The sequence below is a fragment of the Aeromonas sp. 84A genome, from assembly GCF_051919345.1.
Lineage (GTDB): Bacteria > Pseudomonadota > Gammaproteobacteria > Enterobacterales > Aeromonadaceae > Aeromonas > Aeromonas veronii.
Genome location: NZ_JBQBEW010000001.1, coordinates 1,150,718 through 1,168,565, shown reverse-complemented (window position 1 = coordinate 1,168,565; position 17,848 = coordinate 1,150,718). Strand labels below are relative to the sequence as shown.

General features: G+C 62.1%; 16 protein-coding genes. 5 read left to right on the top strand and 11 right to left on the bottom strand.

Annotated features, from left to right (window positions below):
* Positions 1–9: 9 nt before the first annotated feature.
* On the bottom strand, positions 10–2,112 hold the full coding sequence (locus tag ACTG20_RS05575) for a hypothetical protein (protein ID WP_194494631.1): 2,103 nt from the start codon (positions 2,110–2,112) through the stop codon (positions 10–12).
* 299 nt (positions 2,113–2,411) lie between these two features.
* On the opposite strand from ACTG20_RS05575, the gene ACTG20_RS05570 reads away from it, so the two are divergent.
* The 3 genes from ACTG20_RS05570 to ACTG20_RS05560 all read left to right on the top strand — a co-directional run bounded on the left by ACTG20_RS05570 (position 2,412) and on the right by ACTG20_RS05560 (position 3,836).
* Positions 2,412–2,765: a hypothetical protein gene (locus ACTG20_RS05570; protein ID WP_236285191.1), complete on the top strand. Its 354-nt coding sequence runs from the start codon at positions 2,412–2,414 to the stop codon at positions 2,763–2,765.
* A gap of 119 nt (positions 2,766–2,884) precedes the next feature.
* Positions 2,885–3,304 (top strand): MauE/DoxX family redox-associated membrane protein, encoded by a 420-nt coding sequence (locus ACTG20_RS05565; RefSeq protein ID WP_194494630.1) that lies wholly within the window; start codon positions 2,885–2,887, stop codon positions 3,302–3,304.
* A 4-nt stretch (positions 3,305–3,308) separates the two neighbouring features.
* Positions 3,309–3,836 carry a rhodanese-like domain-containing protein gene (locus ACTG20_RS05560; RefSeq protein WP_194494629.1) on the top strand — a complete coding sequence of 176 codons (528 nt, stop codon included), beginning with the start codon at positions 3,309–3,311 and terminating at the stop codon, positions 3,834–3,836.
* Between the two features lie 64 nt (positions 3,837–3,900).
* Here the strand turns inward: ACTG20_RS05560 and ACTG20_RS05555 are convergent, their stop codons facing one another.
* The 10 genes from ACTG20_RS05555 to thpR all read right to left on the bottom strand — a co-directional run bounded on the left by ACTG20_RS05555 (position 3,901) and on the right by thpR (position 12,761).
* Complete coding sequence (locus tag ACTG20_RS05555; protein ID WP_194494628.1) at positions 3,901–5,268, bottom strand: cation:dicarboxylate symporter family transporter; 1,368 nt, start codon at positions 5,266–5,268, stop codon at positions 3,901–3,903.
* Positions 5,269–5,421: 153 nt separating this feature from the next.
* Positions 5,422–5,772 (bottom strand): putative quinol monooxygenase, encoded by a 351-nt coding sequence (locus ACTG20_RS05550; RefSeq protein ID WP_005335638.1) that lies wholly within the window; start codon positions 5,770–5,772, stop codon positions 5,422–5,424.
* A gap of 24 nt (positions 5,773–5,796) precedes the next feature.
* Entirely contained in the window at positions 5,797–6,654 is an 858-nt protein-coding gene (panC, locus tag ACTG20_RS05545; protein WP_005335639.1) for a pantoate--beta-alanine ligase, read from the bottom strand.
* Positions 6,655–6,855: 201 nt separating this feature from the next.
* Positions 6,856–7,650, bottom strand: coding sequence for a 3-methyl-2-oxobutanoate hydroxymethyltransferase (panB, locus tag ACTG20_RS05540; protein WP_194494627.1), 795 nt, complete (start codon positions 7,648–7,650; stop codon positions 6,856–6,858).
* On the bottom strand, positions 7,647–8,156 hold the full coding sequence (folK, locus tag ACTG20_RS05535) for a 2-amino-4-hydroxy-6-hydroxymethyldihydropteridine diphosphokinase (RefSeq protein WP_194494678.1): 510 nt from the start codon (positions 8,154–8,156) through the stop codon (positions 7,647–7,649). Before folK ends, panB begins: the two co-directional genes overlap by 4 nt.
* Before the next feature lie 11 nt (positions 8,157–8,167).
* On the bottom strand, positions 8,168–9,634 hold the full coding sequence (pcnB, locus tag ACTG20_RS05530; RefSeq protein WP_194494626.1) for a polynucleotide adenylyltransferase PcnB: 1,467 nt from the start codon (positions 9,632–9,634) through the stop codon (positions 8,168–8,170).
* 255 nt (positions 9,635–9,889) lie between these two features.
* Positions 9,890–10,798: a tRNA glutamyl-Q(34) synthetase GluQRS gene (gluQRS, locus tag ACTG20_RS05525; RefSeq protein ID WP_194494625.1), complete on the bottom strand. Its 909-nt coding sequence runs from the start codon at positions 10,796–10,798 to the stop codon at positions 9,890–9,892.
* Positions 10,799–10,909: 111 nt separating this feature from the next.
* Positions 10,910–11,359: an RNA polymerase-binding protein DksA gene (gene dksA, locus ACTG20_RS05520; RefSeq protein WP_005335644.1), complete on the bottom strand. Its 450-nt coding sequence runs from the start codon at positions 11,357–11,359 to the stop codon at positions 10,910–10,912.
* 119 nt (positions 11,360–11,478) lie between these two features.
* Entirely contained in the window at positions 11,479–12,222 is a 744-nt protein-coding gene (gene sfsA / locus ACTG20_RS05515) for a DNA/RNA nuclease SfsA (protein WP_019444756.1), read from the bottom strand.
* Positions 12,219–12,761, bottom strand: coding sequence for an RNA 2',3'-cyclic phosphodiesterase (gene thpR / locus ACTG20_RS05510; RefSeq protein ID WP_194494624.1), 543 nt, complete (start codon positions 12,759–12,761; stop codon positions 12,219–12,221). Before thpR ends, sfsA begins: the two co-directional genes overlap by 4 nt.
* A gap of 178 nt (positions 12,762–12,939) precedes the next feature.
* Here thpR and hrpB point away from each other — a divergent pair, with 178 nt between their 5' ends.
* Both hrpB and mrcB read left to right on the top strand, forming a co-directional pair.
* A complete protein-coding gene (gene hrpB / locus ACTG20_RS05505) occupies positions 12,940–15,399 on the top strand; it encodes an ATP-dependent helicase HrpB (RefSeq protein WP_194494623.1) in 2,460 nt (819 codons plus the stop codon).
* Between the two features lie 73 nt (positions 15,400–15,472).
* Positions 15,473–17,791: a penicillin-binding protein 1B gene (gene mrcB / locus ACTG20_RS05500; protein WP_005335656.1), complete on the top strand. Its 2,319-nt coding sequence runs from the start codon at positions 15,473–15,475 to the stop codon at positions 17,789–17,791.
* Positions 17,792–17,848 lie beyond the last annotated feature (57 nt).

The following is a 17,848-nucleotide window of genomic DNA, read 5'->3' as shown; positions in this document are numbered from 1 at the left end:
CGGGATGACTTAGACCCGGATAGCGTGATCCTTTAGCAGCCGGGCGGTGAGCTCAAGCTTTTCGTTGCGCTCGGCGGCCCGCTCAGGAACCGTGACGCCCCCCTGCTCATCGACCCGCTCCTGACCGAAGGCATCGTCGATAGCCTGCGCCATGGCGGTGCGACCAGCAGCGAGATCGGGATCGATCAGGCTCTCCTGCATCCGGATCTGGTTCTCGCTGGCCGCCAGCTGCAGTTCCTCCAACTGGGTGGCGAGAGTGACAATCCGGTTATCGACCCGCTGGGCCAGTTCGAAGAGACGGTTTTCATTCCCTGCCGCCATCGCCAGTCCATCTAGCTGCTCCCCTTTGCGCTGATCAAAGTTGCTTACCGCACGAGCAGCCAGCTCCAGTGCATAAGCCTTGATGGCCATGGCGTTGACTCCGCCCTCCCAACCGACATCGGACCCCACCCCCAGTGTCACGCCAAGGGTGGTATGGAACTTGGCTCCCTCCGGCCCGAAAGCCGCGGTGGCACCGGCCGATGCACCGACACCCAGATTGGCGGAGGCGCGTACCTTGGCCGAAAGGCTATAGGCATCCGCATACTGGCTCTTGAGCAAATTGAGCTGGGCACTCCCCTCAGCTTTCATACCAGCAAAGGCCGAGGCGTTGGCCGTTACGCTGACCACTGGCCCATTTGGGGTCATGATAGCCGCAGCACCGGCCTCCAGCTTGGCATTGGCGACCACCTCGGCAGAGCCTGCCAGCTTGGCGTTAAGCAGATTGCCTATAGTCCAGCTCCCCTCAACCGACAGCCCCAGCCTGCTCACCAGCTCGGCACTGGCCCCGATGCGCAGCAGACTAAGGTCATGGGGCCCCGGGGTGTAGCGCGATCCGTCGGTATCATTGACGATCTTGTTCACCGGATTGAACACCAATGAGCCCTCCGCCTTGCCAATCACCAGCTCGGCCTTGGCACTCGCCTTGTTCTCCTGGGTCAGAGCCACCTTGCCGGCAAACTCTCCTACCGGCGTATCGCGACGCCCCTCCCACTTGCCAATCTCGATCTTGGCGAAAGCCTCCAGCAGCGCACTGGCACTGACCAGCCCGAGCCCGCCAAAGGCCTTCTGGCTCACGGGCTCACCCGGTTTCAGCTCCTTGCTGGCAGCAGAGAGAGGGCTCTTGAGCTCGGCCCGCACACCTCTCTGATAGTGCTTGCCTGATGCGCCCTCTCCCTGCCAGAGCTCCTTCTCCTGCGCCTCGCGCTCAAGCCACGGCTCATCCAGTCCATCCACCAGCGCGGTCAGCAGCTCGGTCCTGAGCAGGCCAATCTCCCCCTGCTTGCTCACCTGCTGCTGAATGCTGAGATCCAGAACCTCCTTGAGGTGGCCCAGCTCCAGCAACTGACTGTGGGTCAGCAGGATATCGCGACCATTCTCCTCGGCAGTGGCTTGCGGCTTGAGCTCACCCAGTGCGGGCAGAGCCTGACGCAAGGTCCCGCAAAACAGCTGCCACTCGTGGCTTGCTGCGACCTCTTCACGGGTCGGCGCCCGCTCCAGCCGTCGCGCCATCATTCCCTCACTCACCCCGAACATCAGGTCTAGCCCCCCTTGCAGCTCCCGCTTGAAAAGGTCGTTGGCCCCCTCCTGTTGCAGGCTAGCCAACTCGCTGCACCACTGGCGGATCTGCTGGTTACTCTCGATAGGCTGATTGACCCTCCCCTGTTCGTTGCAGACCCACGCCAGCTGAAATGAGGGAGGCTTGCCACCCTGCGCCAACGCCTGACGGCGAACAGCGATGTCATCGACCAGTTTTTGCAACACGGGATCCTGCTGACGAGAGCGGTTCTTGCCCGAGTCGATCCAGAACTGCAGCGCCTGTTCGATCTTCGCCAGCCCGGCCAGTGAAGGCGTTGGCTGGGCCTGATAGTGCCGCACGGCCTGCTTGACCGCCTTGAGTTCCGGGCTCTGCCGATGGCCAACACCGCGGCGGATCCCCCTCTCGAACTCCCGGTTACCGGCATCCAGCAGCCGTAGTCTGGCGTTGCCAAGGCGAGCAGTAGCAGGTGGAGTGGCATCAGGGGTTGTCTGCTGATGACGGCTTACATCGATATCAGGGGAGGCAATTTTCATGGCAAGAAACCTGCGTTGATGAGAGAGAAGATCCTCAGCGTACGCCACCCCCCCTTGTCACCCTGTCAGCGACGGTCCCGCTTTTTTAGGATTCGGACTGACCCGTAAAAGATGTATATCAGCTCACAATTTCGGCACAATCACCCGCCCCACCGACCAAAAACGCTAAAAAAATGACGATAAGTGATAAGCAGCCACCGATCAGCCGCATAGGGTGTCACTCTCCCCCTGCCCGAGGTTTGGCCATGTATCACGCTCTCATCACCGCCCTGTACACACAACTTGGACTTCCGCTCCCGGTGGCTGGACAGACAGCCACCACCCTGACCATCAACGACGAGCTGGTGTTGACGCTGGCAGAGGATGAGGGCCATCTGGTGATCTATCTGCTGCTACCGGGCCACGCCATGCCCAACACGCCCCTGCTCAACCACCTTGGCGACGAGCCAGTGTTTCTGCTGGATCAGACCGAACAGGGAGAGACCCTGATCTGGGCCCGCGAGTGGCTCGATCATCTGACGGTCGACAGCCTGCTGCTACTGCTCGAGCGGGCCATCGAGCTGGCTGCCGAACTGCTGACCCACCAGCACGACCGGGAGCAATCGACACAGCCACAGCATCCCGCCTCCACAACCGCCACCATCAGGGTCTAGCGCCCCCATTCTGGTCACTGTCTCGCAAAATCGAGATTTATCTTGTTTGGCATGGGTTTAGTCATTGCGGCTCAATCGGGAATTGTTAGAATTCATCCCTCTCTATAAAGAGGTAGAACATGCCTGCGTTGTTGCGCATGCTGGCCAATCTGGCGCTGGGGGGATTCTTCCTCGCCTCCGCCGGGTTCAAGCTGGCCTCCCCCGCCCTGTTCATCGAGCAGATCGGCGCCTTTGGCCTGATCTGGCCGCCGCTAATCCCGTTCGCCGCCTGGGGGCTGATTGCCCTTGAGCTCTGCGCCGGGCTTGCAGTCATCACCAACCGGCGCTGGGGATTGTGGCTGGTGATCGGGCTGCTCGCCCTGTTTATTCCGGTGTTGGGCTATGGCGTTGCCATCGGGCTCGACATCTCTTGCGGCTGTCTTGGCAGGGCTGATCTCAGCTCGTTGCCGGAGGCCATTGTGCGGGATCTGCTGCTACTGACGCTTGCGGGCGCCCTGCTGCGAACTTCCCGCCCCGTTTTTCCCGTTCTAAAGGAGTAGTGACATGATGACATTGCGATCCCGCACTCTGCTGGCCTCGCTGATCGCCGCCAGCTTTGCCCTCGCGGGCTGTGGCGATAACCAGTTCGAGCAGGAGGTGAAGCTGGAACAATCGGCGGTGCAACTGGCACAGGAGGCGCAGCAGGGGGGCTATCAGCTGCTGACCGTGGCCGAGCTGAAAACCCGGATGGACAAGGGCGAGGAGCTGGTGATCATCGACACCATGCCCTATGAGGACTCCTACAAGAAAGAGCACATCCCGGGCGCAAAGAACTTCGTCTTTGTGAAGGAGGCCAAGGCTGGTGACAACTGGAGCGAGATCGTCGAGGGGAGCGGCACGGCGGAGCAGTTCCAGGCGCTGCTGGGTGAAGACAAGTCCCGCCCGGTGGTGATCTACTGCGGCTTCGTCAAGTGCGGCCGCAGCCACAACGCCGCCGCCTGGGCGGTCAATCAGGGCTATCAACAGGTCTATCGGGTGCCGGGCGGCATCTTCGCCTGGAAAGGCGCCGGCTACCCCGTCACAGCCGAGTAACCCGACCTCTCGCCCCAAAAAAGAAGCCCGCAAGTGCGGGCTTCTCTCATTTCGATGCTGGCTGTCAGCTGGCGACTCGGGACGCTTCGCCTTCCGCAACGTCGCTCTGCACCTGTTTGCCAAGCAACCGCTTGGTGATCATGGCCGCCATGATGGAGCCATTGACGTTGAGAGCAGTACGGCCCATGTCCACCAGCGGCTCGATGGCGATCATCACCCCCACCAGCGCGATGGGGAAGTTGAGGGTGGAGAGCACGATCAGCGCGGCGAAGGTGCCGCCACCGCCGACGCCGGCCACCCCGATAGAGCCCAGCGCAATCACCGGCAGCAGCGTCAGCAGGAACAGGGGATCAAACGGGTTGATGCCGAGCATGGGGGCAATCATCGCCACCATCATGGCCGGATAGATACCGGCGCAGCCGTTCTGGCCGAGGTTGGCACCGAACGAGGCGGCAAAGTTGGCGATGCTGGAGGGCACGCCAAGACGCTGCTGGGTCTCGATGCTGAGCGGGATGGAGGCGGCGCTGCTGCGGGAGATAAAGGCGAAGGTGAGCACGCCCCACACTTCCCGCAGGTAGTGCAGCGGGTTCTGACCGATCAGCAGCAGGATCACCATGTGTACCGCAAACATCGCCAGAATGGCGACGTAGCAGACCAGAATAAAGCCGAGCAGGCTGAGGATCTCACTCAGGGGATAGTGGGCCACCACCCGGGCGATCAGCGCCATCACGCCATAGGGGGTGAGCGCAATCACCACCCGCACCATCTTCATCACCCACAGTTGCAGGGTGTCGATGGCCATAGCGGCGCGAGCACCGGCCTCTGGATGCTCCGCCTTCAACTGCAGCAGGGCAACCCCGGCCAGCACGGTGAAGATCACCACCCCGATCACCGAGAGACCGCGGCTACCCGCCATATCGGCGGCAAAGTTGGTGGGCACCAGCGAGAGCAGCAGAGCCGGCAGGCTCTGGGCACTGTCGATGGTGCTCATGCTCTGTTGCAGCGCAGCCGTGTCGCTGCCGTGGCTCAGCAGCCCCTCGGCAGTGAGGCCACTCAGATGGGTCACCGTCATCCCCACCACACCGGCGATCATCACCAGGGTCAGCATGGAGCCGATCAGCACGGCGCTGATCTTGCCGAGGGACTGGGCCTGCTCCAGCTTGTTGATGGCGGAGAGGATGGAGGTGAACACCAGCGGCATCATCACCACCTTGAGCAGGCTGACATAGCCGCCGCCGACGATATTGATCCACTCCAGGGTCTGCTGAACGCCGGCATCATCGGCGCCCCAGCCCAGTTGCAGCGCCAGTCCGAACAGGGCACCAAGCAGCAGACCCGCAAGCACCTTGCGCGAGAGCGGCACAGTAGAGGGAATCCGGGTCAGGGCAAAACAGAGCAGACAGAAGAGCAACGAAGCAAACAAGGTAAACATAAATAAACACCTGTAGCGGCCATCAGGCCGAAAGTGGATAGAAACGAAGGGAGATGCGGACTGGGCCGCAGAACAAAACGCCGGAATGCAGGAGAGTGCAGGCGTGAAAAAGCAGCGGACGCCCGAGGGGGCGTCCGCTGGCAATCGGGGGAATTACTTCTTTACGGGGGCGTCGTACTGTTCGGGTTCGTCGCTATAGACGCAGACATTCCACTTGGCGGCCAAACCATCTTCCGCAAGACAGTAACGCTCGAAGAAAGCCTTGATCTCCGCGCGCTGGCAGTGCGCCTCGAAAGAGGCCATATCTTGCCAAATCTCATTGAACACGATGGGGAAACTCTCCCCCTCGGCAAAGGGGCTGGCGATGTGGCGGGTCACCCGATATTGCAAGCAACCATCCTCACGCAGGGTGTTGGGCTCGAGCGCCTGCAGCACCTGAAACAGGGCTTGCTCCTGACCGGGTTTGGGCAGGAATTGGGCAATGCAGTAAACCTTCTTGGACATGGAGTCCTCCTGGTTGTGGCGGGCTCAGGCTTGCTGCAGCGTGACCACTTGATTGTCGATAAGGCGGGCCTTGCCAAGATAAGCGGCCATCAGGATCACCAGCTGCGCGCTCTCGTCAGTGGCGGATTCGAGGGTGGCGGCATCGACGATGTCGATGGCATCGGTACGAAAACCGGCGTTGTCGAGACGCTGGCTGGCCTGCGCCACCAAGGACGGCAGGTGGTGATCACCCGCTTCGATCTGCTCGGCGATCCAGTTCATGGTGCGCGCCAGCTCGGGGGCAATGGCCCGCTCGGCGGCAGTCAGGTAGCCGTTACGCGAAGAGAGCGCCAGCCCGTCTTCGGCCCGCACGGTGGGCACGCCGACGATCTCGATGGGCATCGCCATGTCGGCCACCATCTTTCGAATAAGCGCCAACTGCTGGTAATCCTTCTGGCCAAAGCAGGCCACATCCGGCTGTACCAGATTGAACAGCTTGGTAACGACTGTGCTGACCCCGCGGAAGTGACCCGGGCGCAGCGCTCCCTCCAGCAGATTGGAGAGACCCGGCACCTCGACGAAGGTCTGGCTCGCCAGCCCCTGCGGATACATGATCTCCGGGGTCGGGGTGAATACCATGTCGACCCCGGCCGCCTCCAGCGCAGCGCAATCCTGCTCCAGAGTGCGCGGATAGTTGGCGAGATCCTCAGCCTTGTCGAACTGCATCGGGTTGACGAAGATGCTGACCACCACCTTCTCGGCGTGGCTGTGCGCCTCTTTCACCAGCGTCAGGTGGCCCTGATGCAGATTACCCATGGTGGGCACGAATGCGATGGCACGCCCTTCACGGCGCCATTGGCTGATCTGCTCACGCAGAACGACGGGATTATTTACGACCAACATCAGCAGTTCACCTTCCGATAAATCAAAAAGAGAGACGGGTTGCATCCACAGATAGCGCTCGGGCGGAATGGGGCACGAACATAGCTATCAGCAGTTCACCTTTAGATGAATCAATAAGATACGGATTAGCTATACGAATTAACTGTGCGAGGCTGAGAAGCAGAGACGGGGGCCGCAGCCCCCATCATGCAACTGCCAGGTTCAGTTGAAGCAGTGCTCCGGGCCGGGGAAGCTCCCCTCGCTCACCTGCTGCACATAGAGGCGGATGGCGGCACGCACATCGCCGGTCTCAGCCAGGAAGTTCTTGGTGAACTTGGGCACATAGCCGGAGGTGACGCCAAAGGCATCGTGCATCACCAGAATTTGACCGTCGGTCGAAGGGCCGGCACCAATGCCGATCACCGGGATGCGAAGCGCCTTGGTGATTCGCTCGGCCAGCGCAGTGGGCACACACTCGAGCACCAGCAGCTGGATACCGGCCGCTTGCAGTTCGAGGGCCTGACGGTAGATCTCCTGCGCCTGAAACTCGTCACGCCCCTGCACCTTGAAGCCGCCAAAGACATGAACAGATTGCGGAGTGAGGCCGAGGTGACCACACACCGGCACCCCGTTGCGGGTGAGGTGGCGGATGGAGTCACACAGCCAGTCGCCCCCTTCCATCTTCACCATGCGGGCACCGGTCGCCATCAGGCGGGCAGCGTTCTGGTAAGTCTGCTCGGGGGTGGCGTAGCTCATGAACGGCATATCGGCGACCACCAGTGCCTTGCTGGCACCGCGCGCCACACAGCGGGTGTGATAGACCATCTCATCCATGTTGACCGCCAGGGTATCCTGACCCCCTTGCAGCACCATGCCCAGCGAATCGCCGATGAGCAGCACGTGGGCCCCCTCGTCGTCGAACAGCTTGGCAAAGGTGGCATCATAGGCGGTGATGGCGGTGAACTTTTGACCTTCCTGCTTCATCTTCAGCAGGCTGGCGGTGGTGATCTTGCTCATAGAGGCTCCTGTACGTCTGCACGCGGGGCAATGATGGCCAGATCATTGTGCGGGCAGCGGGCAACCAGTCGGGCGAGCGGGGTGCCGCAGGGCAGCACCAGAGCGGGCGCGATTTCGGCCAGGGGCAGCAGCACGAACTCCCGCTCCTTCATGCCGTAATGGGGAACGATCAGGCGCTCGTGGTGGATCACCTGATCGCCAAAGAGCAGCAGATCGAGATCCAGGGTTCTGGGTCCCCACCGCTCCTCTTTGCGCACACGTCCCTGTTCCAGCTCGATTTTTTGTAGTTGATCCAGCAGCGCCAGCGGCGTCAGCCGGGTGTTGAGGCGGGCCACGGCATTGACGTAGTCCGGCTGATCAGCAGGCCCCATCGGGCGGCTGCTGTAAAACGACGAGGCCTGCACCAGCACAGATTCCGGCAAGGTCGCCAGCGCGGCGACCGCGCGACGAGCCTGACCCAATGGATCAGACAGGTTGGAACCAATGGCGATGAAGACCTCGGTCATCACGTCTGTGATCACTCGGCCGCTTTCGGCTTGCGACGGCGCGGGCGGCGACGATTGCGGCTGTTGCTGCTGCGCTTCTCGCCATCGTGGCTACGGCTCTCACCGCGCTCACCGCTGGCCGGGCGACGGGTCGCTTCCCGCTGCAGTTGCGGGCGCACATCGGGGTTGGAGGCAACATAACGCTCCCACCAGCTGGCCAGCTCGCCGAGACCGCGCTCGACCCGGTTGCGCAGCAACAGGAAGTCGAACGCCGCGCGGAACTTGGGGTGCTCCATGGCGCGCTCGGGGTGCTTGCCCTGACGACGGGTCAGCCGCTGTTGCAATGCCCAGATATCGCGGACATCTGTCGTGAAACGGCGGGGAACGGCGATGATCCGCACCTGATTGTCGAGCACCTCGTTGATCGCCAGCATGAAGGCGTCATACCAGGGCAAGCCGCTCTCGTTCTCCAGCACCCGACCACGGGCCTCGACGCAGCCCCACAGCAGGGTGGCGTAGAGGAAGGCGGGAGTGACGCGTTTATCTTCACGAACGCGAGTGTCGGTATCGATCAGCGCCTGCTCGATAAACTGCTCGTAAGGCGAATTGCCGTGCGGAGTAAACAGCGCAGCCACTTGCGGGAAGAGCTGCTGGAACAGGCCGTACTCGCGCAGCAACTTGTAGGTAGTCAGGGCATCGCCAGCCAGGAACAGCTTGAGGGTCTCCTCAAACAGGCGGGCCGCCGGAATATCCTGCAGCAGCGGCGCCAGCTCCCTGATGGGGGCGGCAGTGCGCGGGCTGATGGTCATGTCGAGCTTGGCGGCGAAACGCACGGCGCGCAGCATCCGCACCGGATCTTCGCGGTAGCGGGTTTCAGGATCGCCGATCAGCTCCAGCTTGCGCTCGGCCAAATCTTCCAGCCCGCCCTCGAAATCGTGCAGGGTGAAATCCTTGGCGCTGTAGTAGAGGGCGTTGACGGTAAAGTCACGGCGCTCGGCATCCTCTTCGATGGTGCCGTAGACGTTGTCGCGCAGCAGCATGCCTTCATCGGACTGGGCCGACACATGTTTGCTGGTATTGACCTGATGGTGGTGACCGCGGAAGGTGGCCACTTCGATCACGTCACGACCAAACACAATGTGGGCCAGGCGGAAGCGGCGGCCAATCAGGCGGCAGTTGCTGAACAGCGCCTTGATCTGCTCCGGCGTCGCATCGGTGGCGATGTCGAAATCCTTGGGCGTCTTCCCGAGCAGCAGATCCCGGACTCCGCCGCCGACCAGGTAGGCTTCGTAGCCGCCCTTGTTCAGGCGATAGAGCACCTTGAGTGCATTCTCGCTGATCTCTTTGCGCGAAATAGGGTGCTGATCACGGCTTAAGGTACGACGTTGACCGGCGACACGGGCTGGAATGGGGGATTCCACCGACTGCTCGCCGTCTTCCTTGCCGAGCACCTTGCGGCAAAAGTTTGCGATCTGGGAAAAAATGGTACACCTCTTCATGACTTCTAAATTGACGGGAGGCCAAAAAATAGCGGCCTATCATAGCTCACGCCTACACAAATGAAAAACCATGTGGCTACTTCAGCTCATTTGAATCAAACCGGGCCAAAAAATAGCGGTCTATCTGCACATAGCTCACGCCTGCACAAATGAAAAACCATGTGGCTACTTCGGCTCATTTGAATCAAACAGAGCCAAAAAATAGCCGTCTATCTGCGCATAGCTCACGTCCTATTACACGAAAACCGGCTCTTTTTACTCAAGGTCCAGCGGGATTTTCTCGCTGGCGGGCACCCGTTCGAGCTGCCAGTTAGCGATACCCCACCGGATGATCTCGTCGATCCGGCTCGCCATCAGCTCGGGCGGCGGGCACTGGCCGAGGAAGTGCAGCGCCTGCCACAGTGCCGGGCGCACCTCATCAAGCGCCAGCGCAGGCGCATGGTTCTGCTTGGAGAGCTTGTTGCCATCTGCCAGCACCGCCAGCGGCAGGTGCACCCAGTCGGGCACCGGTGCCCCCAGGGTCTGGTAGAGGGCAATCTGGCGCACCGTGGGTTCGAGCAGATCGGCGCCGCGCACTATCTCGGTGATGCCGCTGTCCATATCATCCACCACTACCGCCAGGTTGTAGGCGTAGAGCCCGTCGCGGCGACGGATAATGAAATCCTCCTCGGCGAGCGCTGCAGGGACCGCGATATGGCCCTGTAAGCGATCGTCGAAGTGGTAGACCGGATGGTGCTGGCGCAGCCGGGCGGCGCAACCTTCGGCCGCAAGCCCCAGCGTGCGACAGTGGCCGCTGTAGAGACCGCCCGCGGCCATGATTTCGCGCCGGGTGCAGCGGCACCAGTAGAGATCGCCTGCCCGATAGAGCTGGTCGATGATCTCGTCATAACGGCCGTGGCGCGCGCTCTGGAACATCACCTCCCCATCCCACTCAAGACCGTATGCTTCAAGAGTCTTGAGGATCAGGTGCGCTGCCCCTGCCATTTCCCGCGGCGGATCGATATCTTCGATGCGCACCAGCCAGCGTCCCTGCTGCGCTCTGGCCTGCAAAAAGCTGCCGAGGGCGGCGATCAGCGAACCGAAATGAAGCGGGCCTGAGGGTGAGGGGGCAAAGCGGCCGATATAGGGGCGCGCAAGGGGTGAGGATGGGGAATTCACTGGCATGACTATTCGGGTAAGCGATTCATTGAGGCTGCATTCTGGGGCGCGACCGCCAAAAGCTCAATAAAAAAGGGAGCCCGCGAGCTCCCTTTTTCATATACCAGAGGGTCGGGATCAACCGGCCATCTGTTTTTCCTTGATCTCGGCCAGCGTCTTGCAATCGACACAGAGGTCGGCAGTCGGACGGGCTTCCAGACGACGGATACCGATCTCGATACCGCAGTGTTCGCAGTAACCGAAATCATCGTCTTCAAGCAGCTGCAAGGTCTTCTCGATCTTCTTGATCAGCTTGCGTTCACGGTCGCGGGTACGCAGTTCAAGAGCGAACTCTTCTTCTTGCGCGGCACGATCCACGGGATCCGGGAAGTTGGCAGCCTCGTCTTTCATATGGTCGACGGTACGATCAACTTCCTGCATCAGTTGGTTGCGCCAGGCACCCAGGATCTTGCGAAAATGCGCCTTTTGTTGGTCATTCATGTACTCCTCACCCGGCTTTTCCTGGTAAGGCGCGACACCCGCAATGGCCAGGGGGCCCAGAGATTTCCTGTTTTCGCCTGTTGGCATGCCCTGTCTCCTAATTCAGCACGCTACCCGTGCCATCCATAAATTGAGGGCGACATCTATAGCAGAAGGGTAACGGGTAAGCAAACAAGCCGTACCAATAATGTTACCCACTCCAATATTTATGCACTCCCCTCGGGTAACAGGTGACCAGATTCAAACGGGATAAACCCTTGAGCCACCATGCCTTGCACCCCAACATGGGGCCGATAGCATAAAATTTCAACCCCCGCCGCGATTGCCTGCTCAATTAGCAGACTATAGTGCGGATCTATATGGGTTGCAGGGCGCATCCGGCTTATTCCGGAGTGCAACACCATAAAGAGCAGCACGGCCCTGTGGCCTGCCGCTTTCATCGCCATCAACTCGCGCAAATGCTTGGCACCACGGGCGGTGACCGCATCGGGGAAGTAGCCCATGCCAGCCTCCTCCCGCTCGTCGAGCAGGGTGACCGATTTTACCTCGATGTAACAATTGCCCTTTTCGTCATCTTCCAGCAACAGATCGATGCGACTGTTCTCTTCGCCATACTTCACCTCGGTGCGCAACCGGCTGTAACCCGCTAGCGGAGCGATAGCCTCCTGCTCGATCAACTCCCGGGCAATCTGGTTGGCACGCGCCGTGTTGACGCAGATAAAGTGGCCCGCCGGGCTCTCGGCGATCTCCCAGCTGTTGGGCAGCTTGCGCTTGGGGTTATCGGAGGTGGAGTACCAGACCCGAGTACCCGGATCGGCACAACCGGTCATGGCACCGGTATTGGCGCAATGGATGGTAATGACCTCGCCGTTATCGAGTTGCACATCGGTCAGAAAGCGCTTGTAGCGGGCCACCAGCTGGCCCGATTGCAGGGGGGGATCAAAGATCACGGGTTAGCCCTCCGCGCGTCTTCTTTTACCCGGGCGCGCAGCGGCCAGCAGGCGAGCGGCTCGTAGCGTACCCCGTCCGGAGTCGAGATGGATTGATAGAGGCAGAACTCATCGGCCTGCAGCAGAAAATTTGGGGCAGGCAGGATGGCCGGAGCCTCACCCGCCTTGCGCGACAGGGTGACATGGGGGCGATAACCCTGCTCGCCATTGCCAAGGCGCAGCTTCTCGCCGTGGCGGCGCAGCGCCTTCGCCAGCACGGTCAGCTCGTTGGGCCACTCCTTCGGGCCAATCCAGGCAGCCTTGGCCCGGCTGAACCAGCCGGTCTCATCCAGCCTGATGGTGAGCGGCGGACAGTGCTGACGCTCCACGGCGGCGATCAGGCGGCGGGTGGTCAACTCGTCAGCCTCACCCAGAAATGCCAGGGTCAGGTGGAGGTTGGCTTGCGGCACCGGCTGACCGGGCCAGGGCTGCTGATCGCGCCAGGCGATGAGCTCGGGAGCGAGCTCCTTGACGGGCAGGGCAAAGAAGAGTTTGGCCATGTGGTGATAATGCCTTTTTCACGCTCATTGGATGGGCCCATTCTATGGCAGCTATCCGGCCATGTCTCGCCAGCCTCCCGCCCGAGTGGTCATCTGCGCACATCCACTCACGGTGGCACGGGTGGCTGTGGCAGAATAGGCGCCGTTTTACCGGTTGCCACAGAAGGTGCTCATCGCTTTGTCCCAGCTCCCCATCGTTTCGGTATTGCCCGAACTCTTTGCCGCCCTCGACAGCCACACCAGCGTGATCCTGCAGGCGCCCCCCGGCGCGGGCAAATCGACCCTGCTGCCGCTGGAGCTGGTGCGTCAGAACCGGCTACCCGGCCGCATCATCATGCTGGAACCAAGGCGCCTGGCTGCGCGCAATATCGCCAGCTTTCTGGCGCGCCAGCTCGGGGAGAAGGTGGGCGAGCGCATCGGCCTGCGAGTGCGTGGCGAGAGCCGCACCAGCTCAGCGACCCGGCTAGAGATCGTCACCGAAGGGGTGCTGACCCGTATGTTGCAGCAAGACCCTGAGCTGACTGGCGTCTCGCTGGTCATCTTCGATGAGTTCCACGAACGCAGCCTGCACGCCGATACCGCGCTGGCCTTCGCCATCGAGAGCCAGCAGGGATTGCGCGATGATCTCAAGCTCCTGGTGATGTCCGCTACCCTGGATGGCATGGCACTCGAGACCTTGTTGCCGGATGCCCCTGTGGTTCGCTCCGAGGGGCGTGGTTTCCCGATCGATTACCACTACCGCCCCGCCAATCGCCAGCAGTGGCTGGAGCCGCAGGTCGGTGCCGTGGTGCTCGAAGCGCTGGCCGCCCACCGCGGCAGCCTGCTGGTCTTTCTGCCGGGACAGGGGGAGATCGAGCGGCTGGCCCAATGGTTACAAGGGGGGCTGGCAGACAAACTGCCGGACGACGTGACCCTCGCCCCCCTCTACGGCCGCCTCGATATGGCGGCGCAGCAGGCGGCCATCGAACCGGCGCCTGCCGGCCGCCGTAAGCTGGTGCTCACCACCAATGTGGCGGAGACCTCCCTCACTATTGAGGGGATTTCGGTGGTGATCGATAGCGGGCTGGAACGACGGGCCTCCTTTAATCTGAAAAGCGGCGTCACCCGACTGGAGACCCGCCAGATAGCCAAATCCTCCGCCACCCAGAGGGCAGGCCGCGCCGGTCGTCTCGGCCCCGGCGTCTGCTACCGGCTCTGGAGCAGCGAGGTGCAGGAGCGGCTCGCCGAGCAGAGCCCGCCAGATATCCTCACTCAGGAGCTGACCGGCCTGTTGCTGGATGCCGCCCAGTGGGGGGCAAAGGTGGAAGATCTGCCGCTTCTCGATATGCCTCCCGCCGCCGCGGTGGCCAGCGCCCAGCGGTTGCTGGTGGCCCTTGGCGCCATGAAGCCGGAGGGTGAGCAACAACTCACTCCCGCTGGCCGCGCCATGGCCGCCTTCGGTACTCACCCTCGCCTCGCTCGCATGCTGCTGCGCGCCCGCGAGCTGGAAGCTGAAGGTCTGACAGGGATTGTCGCCGATGCCGCTTATCTGCTGGCGTTGCAGGAAGAAGATCTGCGAGGATCGGAGCGCCTCTCTGTGCTGTTCCACCGCCGTCAAAACGCCCTGCGCCAGAGCGCTGCCCGCTGGTTTGAACGGCTTGGCGCCCGCCCTGCCAATGCACAGGGCCAGTGGCTGGGGCTGCTCTGTGCCCTCGCCTGGCCGGATCGCATAGGCAAACTGCGTAGCGGCAGTCGCTATCAACTCAGTGGTGGGGTGAGCTGCGATCTGGTAGAAGGTCATCCCTGTCAGGGACAAGGGGCCCTTATCGCCATCGAGATGGGGCAGAACGATCGCGGCAGCCGTATCTTTATCGCCGAACCGATAGAGCTGGATGAGCTGGCGCGTCTGCTGCCGGAGCTGGTGAGCGAGCGCCAGTGGTTCGACTGGGACGAGCGGGAGGAGCGGGTGCGCGCCGAACGCCAGCAGGTGATCGGCGAGCTGGTGCTGAGCCAGCGACCGCTGACCGAACTCTCTGACGAGCAGAAAGGGCGCTGCCTGCTGCAAGGCATTCGCCGCAAGGGGCTGCATGTGCTGCCGTGGGACGAGAGTAGCGAAGGGCTGCTGGCCCGCCTGCGCTGCGCTCGCGACTGGCTGCCTGATGAGGGGTGGCCCGCGATGGATGACGACAGCCTGCTGGCCACGCTGGAACAGTGGTTGCTGCCAGCGGTGAGCGGCATGACCCGGCTGGAGCAGCTGAAGAGGCTCAATATGAGCGACATCCTGCGCCAATCCCTGCCCTGGCCACTACCCAAACGGCTGGACGAGGCACTGCCGAGCCACTTTGCTGCGCCCACCGGCAGCCGGGTGCGGATCCGCTATCAGCCGGGGCAGGCACCGGTGATCCCGGTGCGCATTCAGGAGATGTTCGGTCAAGGTTCGACCCCCTGCGTGGCCGATGGCCGAGTGCCGCTGGTAGTGGAGCTGCTCTCCCCCGCCCAGCGACCGCTGCAGATCACTGCCGATCTGGCCGCTTTCTGGGCAGGATCCTACGAACAGGTGAAGAAAGAGATGAAGGGGCGCTATCCCCGCCACTACTGGCCGGATAATCCGCTGGAGGCGATGCCGACCAAAGTCACCAAAAAGAAGATGGGCATCTAGGTTCGATGGGTTAATCCCGCTCGGACATTCGCGAATGCGACATAACAAGTAGAAAGGAAAGCAAAGAGGATTTATGGCAACCCAACGACGCAAGCGAGCCCCCAAGAAGGCAGCGCCCAAACGCACCATCTGGCGCAAGCTGTTCTGGCTTGGCTTCAAGCTCTCCCTGGTGGTGGCGGCCTTTATGGTGGTGTTTGGCATCTACCTCGATACCAAGGTGCGCGAGCGCTTCGATGGCGAGAAGTGGCAACTGCCGGTGATGGTCTACAGCCGTCCGCTGGAGCTCTACCCCAGCCAGCGCCTGTCGCGGGACCAGATGCTGCGCGAGCTCAACATGCTGAGCTACAAGCAGGTGCGCCAGCCTCACACGCCGGGTGAATACACCATCAATGGCAACCGCATCGAGCTGATTCGCCGTCCGTTCGAATTCTATGATGGCGCCGATGGAGCCCGCGGCCTGCGCCTCACCTTCAACGGCCCGCGCCTTGAGGGGATCCAGTCGCTGGAGAACCAGCGCCAGCTCGGTTACGCCCAGATGGACCCGGTGCTGCTCGATCGCCTCAATACCGAAGATCGGGAAGATCGCCTGCTGGTGCGTATCGCCGAGGTGCCCGACAGCCTGCTGGTGACCCTGCTCACCACCGAAGATCGCGACTTCTACCAGCATGGCGGCGTCTCGCCGGTGGCCATCATGCGCGCCATGTTCGCCAACCTGATCGCGGGTCGCACCGTGCAGGGGGGCAGTACCCTGACCCAGCAGCTGGCCAAAAACTTCTTCCTGACCCGTGAGCGCAGCCTGTGGCGAAAACTGCAAGAAGCCTATATGGCGGTGCTGATCGACTATCGCTACAGCAAGGACGAGATCCTGGAGTCCTACCTCAACGAGGTCTATCTGGGGCAGAACTTCTCGCAAGGGGTCTACGGTTTCGGCCTCGCCTCCTACTTCTACTTCGGCATTCCGGTCAACGAGCTGGATATCGATCAGGTCGCCCTACTGGTCGGTCTGGTGAAAGGCCCCTCCTATTACGACCCATGGCGCTTCCCGGAGCGGGCCAAGACCCGCCGTGATCTGGTACTGAAACTGCTGATGGATCACGGCAGCCTGACCCAAGCCGAGTATGAACTGGCCAGCCGTCAGCCCCTCGGCATCATCGCTCGCGGCCAGATGAGTTATGGCCGTACCCCGGCCTTTATGGGACTGCTCAAGCGTGAGATCCAGAGCCGCTTCGGTGCCGATCTGCTCAAGCAGTCCGGCCTCAAGATCTTCACCAGCCTCGACCCCATCGCCCAGCACGCGGCCGAGCGGGCGGTCGAATCGGGCCTCGCCGATATCGAGAAGCTGCGCGGCAAGAAGAAGCTGGAGGCGGCCATGGTGGTCTCCGACTGGCACAAGGGCGAAGTGGTGGCGCTGGTGGGTGGCCGCGATCCCCGCTACGCCGGGTTCAACCGGGCGCTGGATGCCCGCCGCCAGATCGGCTCGCTGGTGAAACCGGCGGTCTACCTCACCGGTCTCTCCAACGGCCTGACCCTGGCGACCCCGCTCAAAGATCAGCCGATCCGCATTCGCGGTCAGGATGGTCAGGTCTGGACGCCGCAGAACTACGATCGCAAGTTCCGCCAGAGCGTGCCGCTGATGGATGCGTTGGCCAGCTCCCTCAACGTGCCGACCGTCAATCTGGGTCTGCAGGTGGGGCTGGAGAAGGTGGTCGACACCCTGCACAAGCTGGGAGTCCAGCAGGAGATCCAGCCCTATCCGTCGCTGGTGCTGGGGGCGGTCGCCCTCTCCCCGCTGGAGGTGAACCAGATGTATCTGCCCATCGCCAATCAGGGACTGACCCAGCCGCTGTCTGCCATTCGCGCCGTAGTCAACGGGGATGGCAGCCTGCTCTATCAGCATGATCAGACCGCCAAGCGGGTCACCGACCAGCAAGCAAGCTGGCTGACCCTGTTCGCCATGACCAAGACGGTGAGTCAGGGCACGGCCCGCGCCCTCAGTGCCAAGTTCCCGGGCGCCACCATGGCGGCCAAGACCGGCACCACCAACGAGCTGCGCGACTCCTGGTTTGCCGGGATGGACAACAACGAGCTGGTCAGTATCTGGGTCGGTCGCGACGACAACACCCCGGCGGGCTTGACCGGAGCCAGCGGTGCTCTGCAGCTCTTTAGCGGCTACATGAGCCAGCGCGGCGTCAACAGTCTGGGATTGAAGATGCCGGAAGGGGTCACCTGGGCCAACTTCTCCCGCGCCAGCGGAACCCGCGTCACCAGCGACTGCCCGGGCAGCCTGCAGGTGCCGGCTAAAGCCTCCACCATGGGCTCCCCGGCCGGTTGCGCCAGCAGTGCGTCGCCGCGCAGTGCGCTGGATGACTGGTTCGGCGGTTTCTTCAACTAGATCAACGACACGGGCAGCACAGGCTGCCCGTTCACTATGCTGCTGACAAGGAAACAC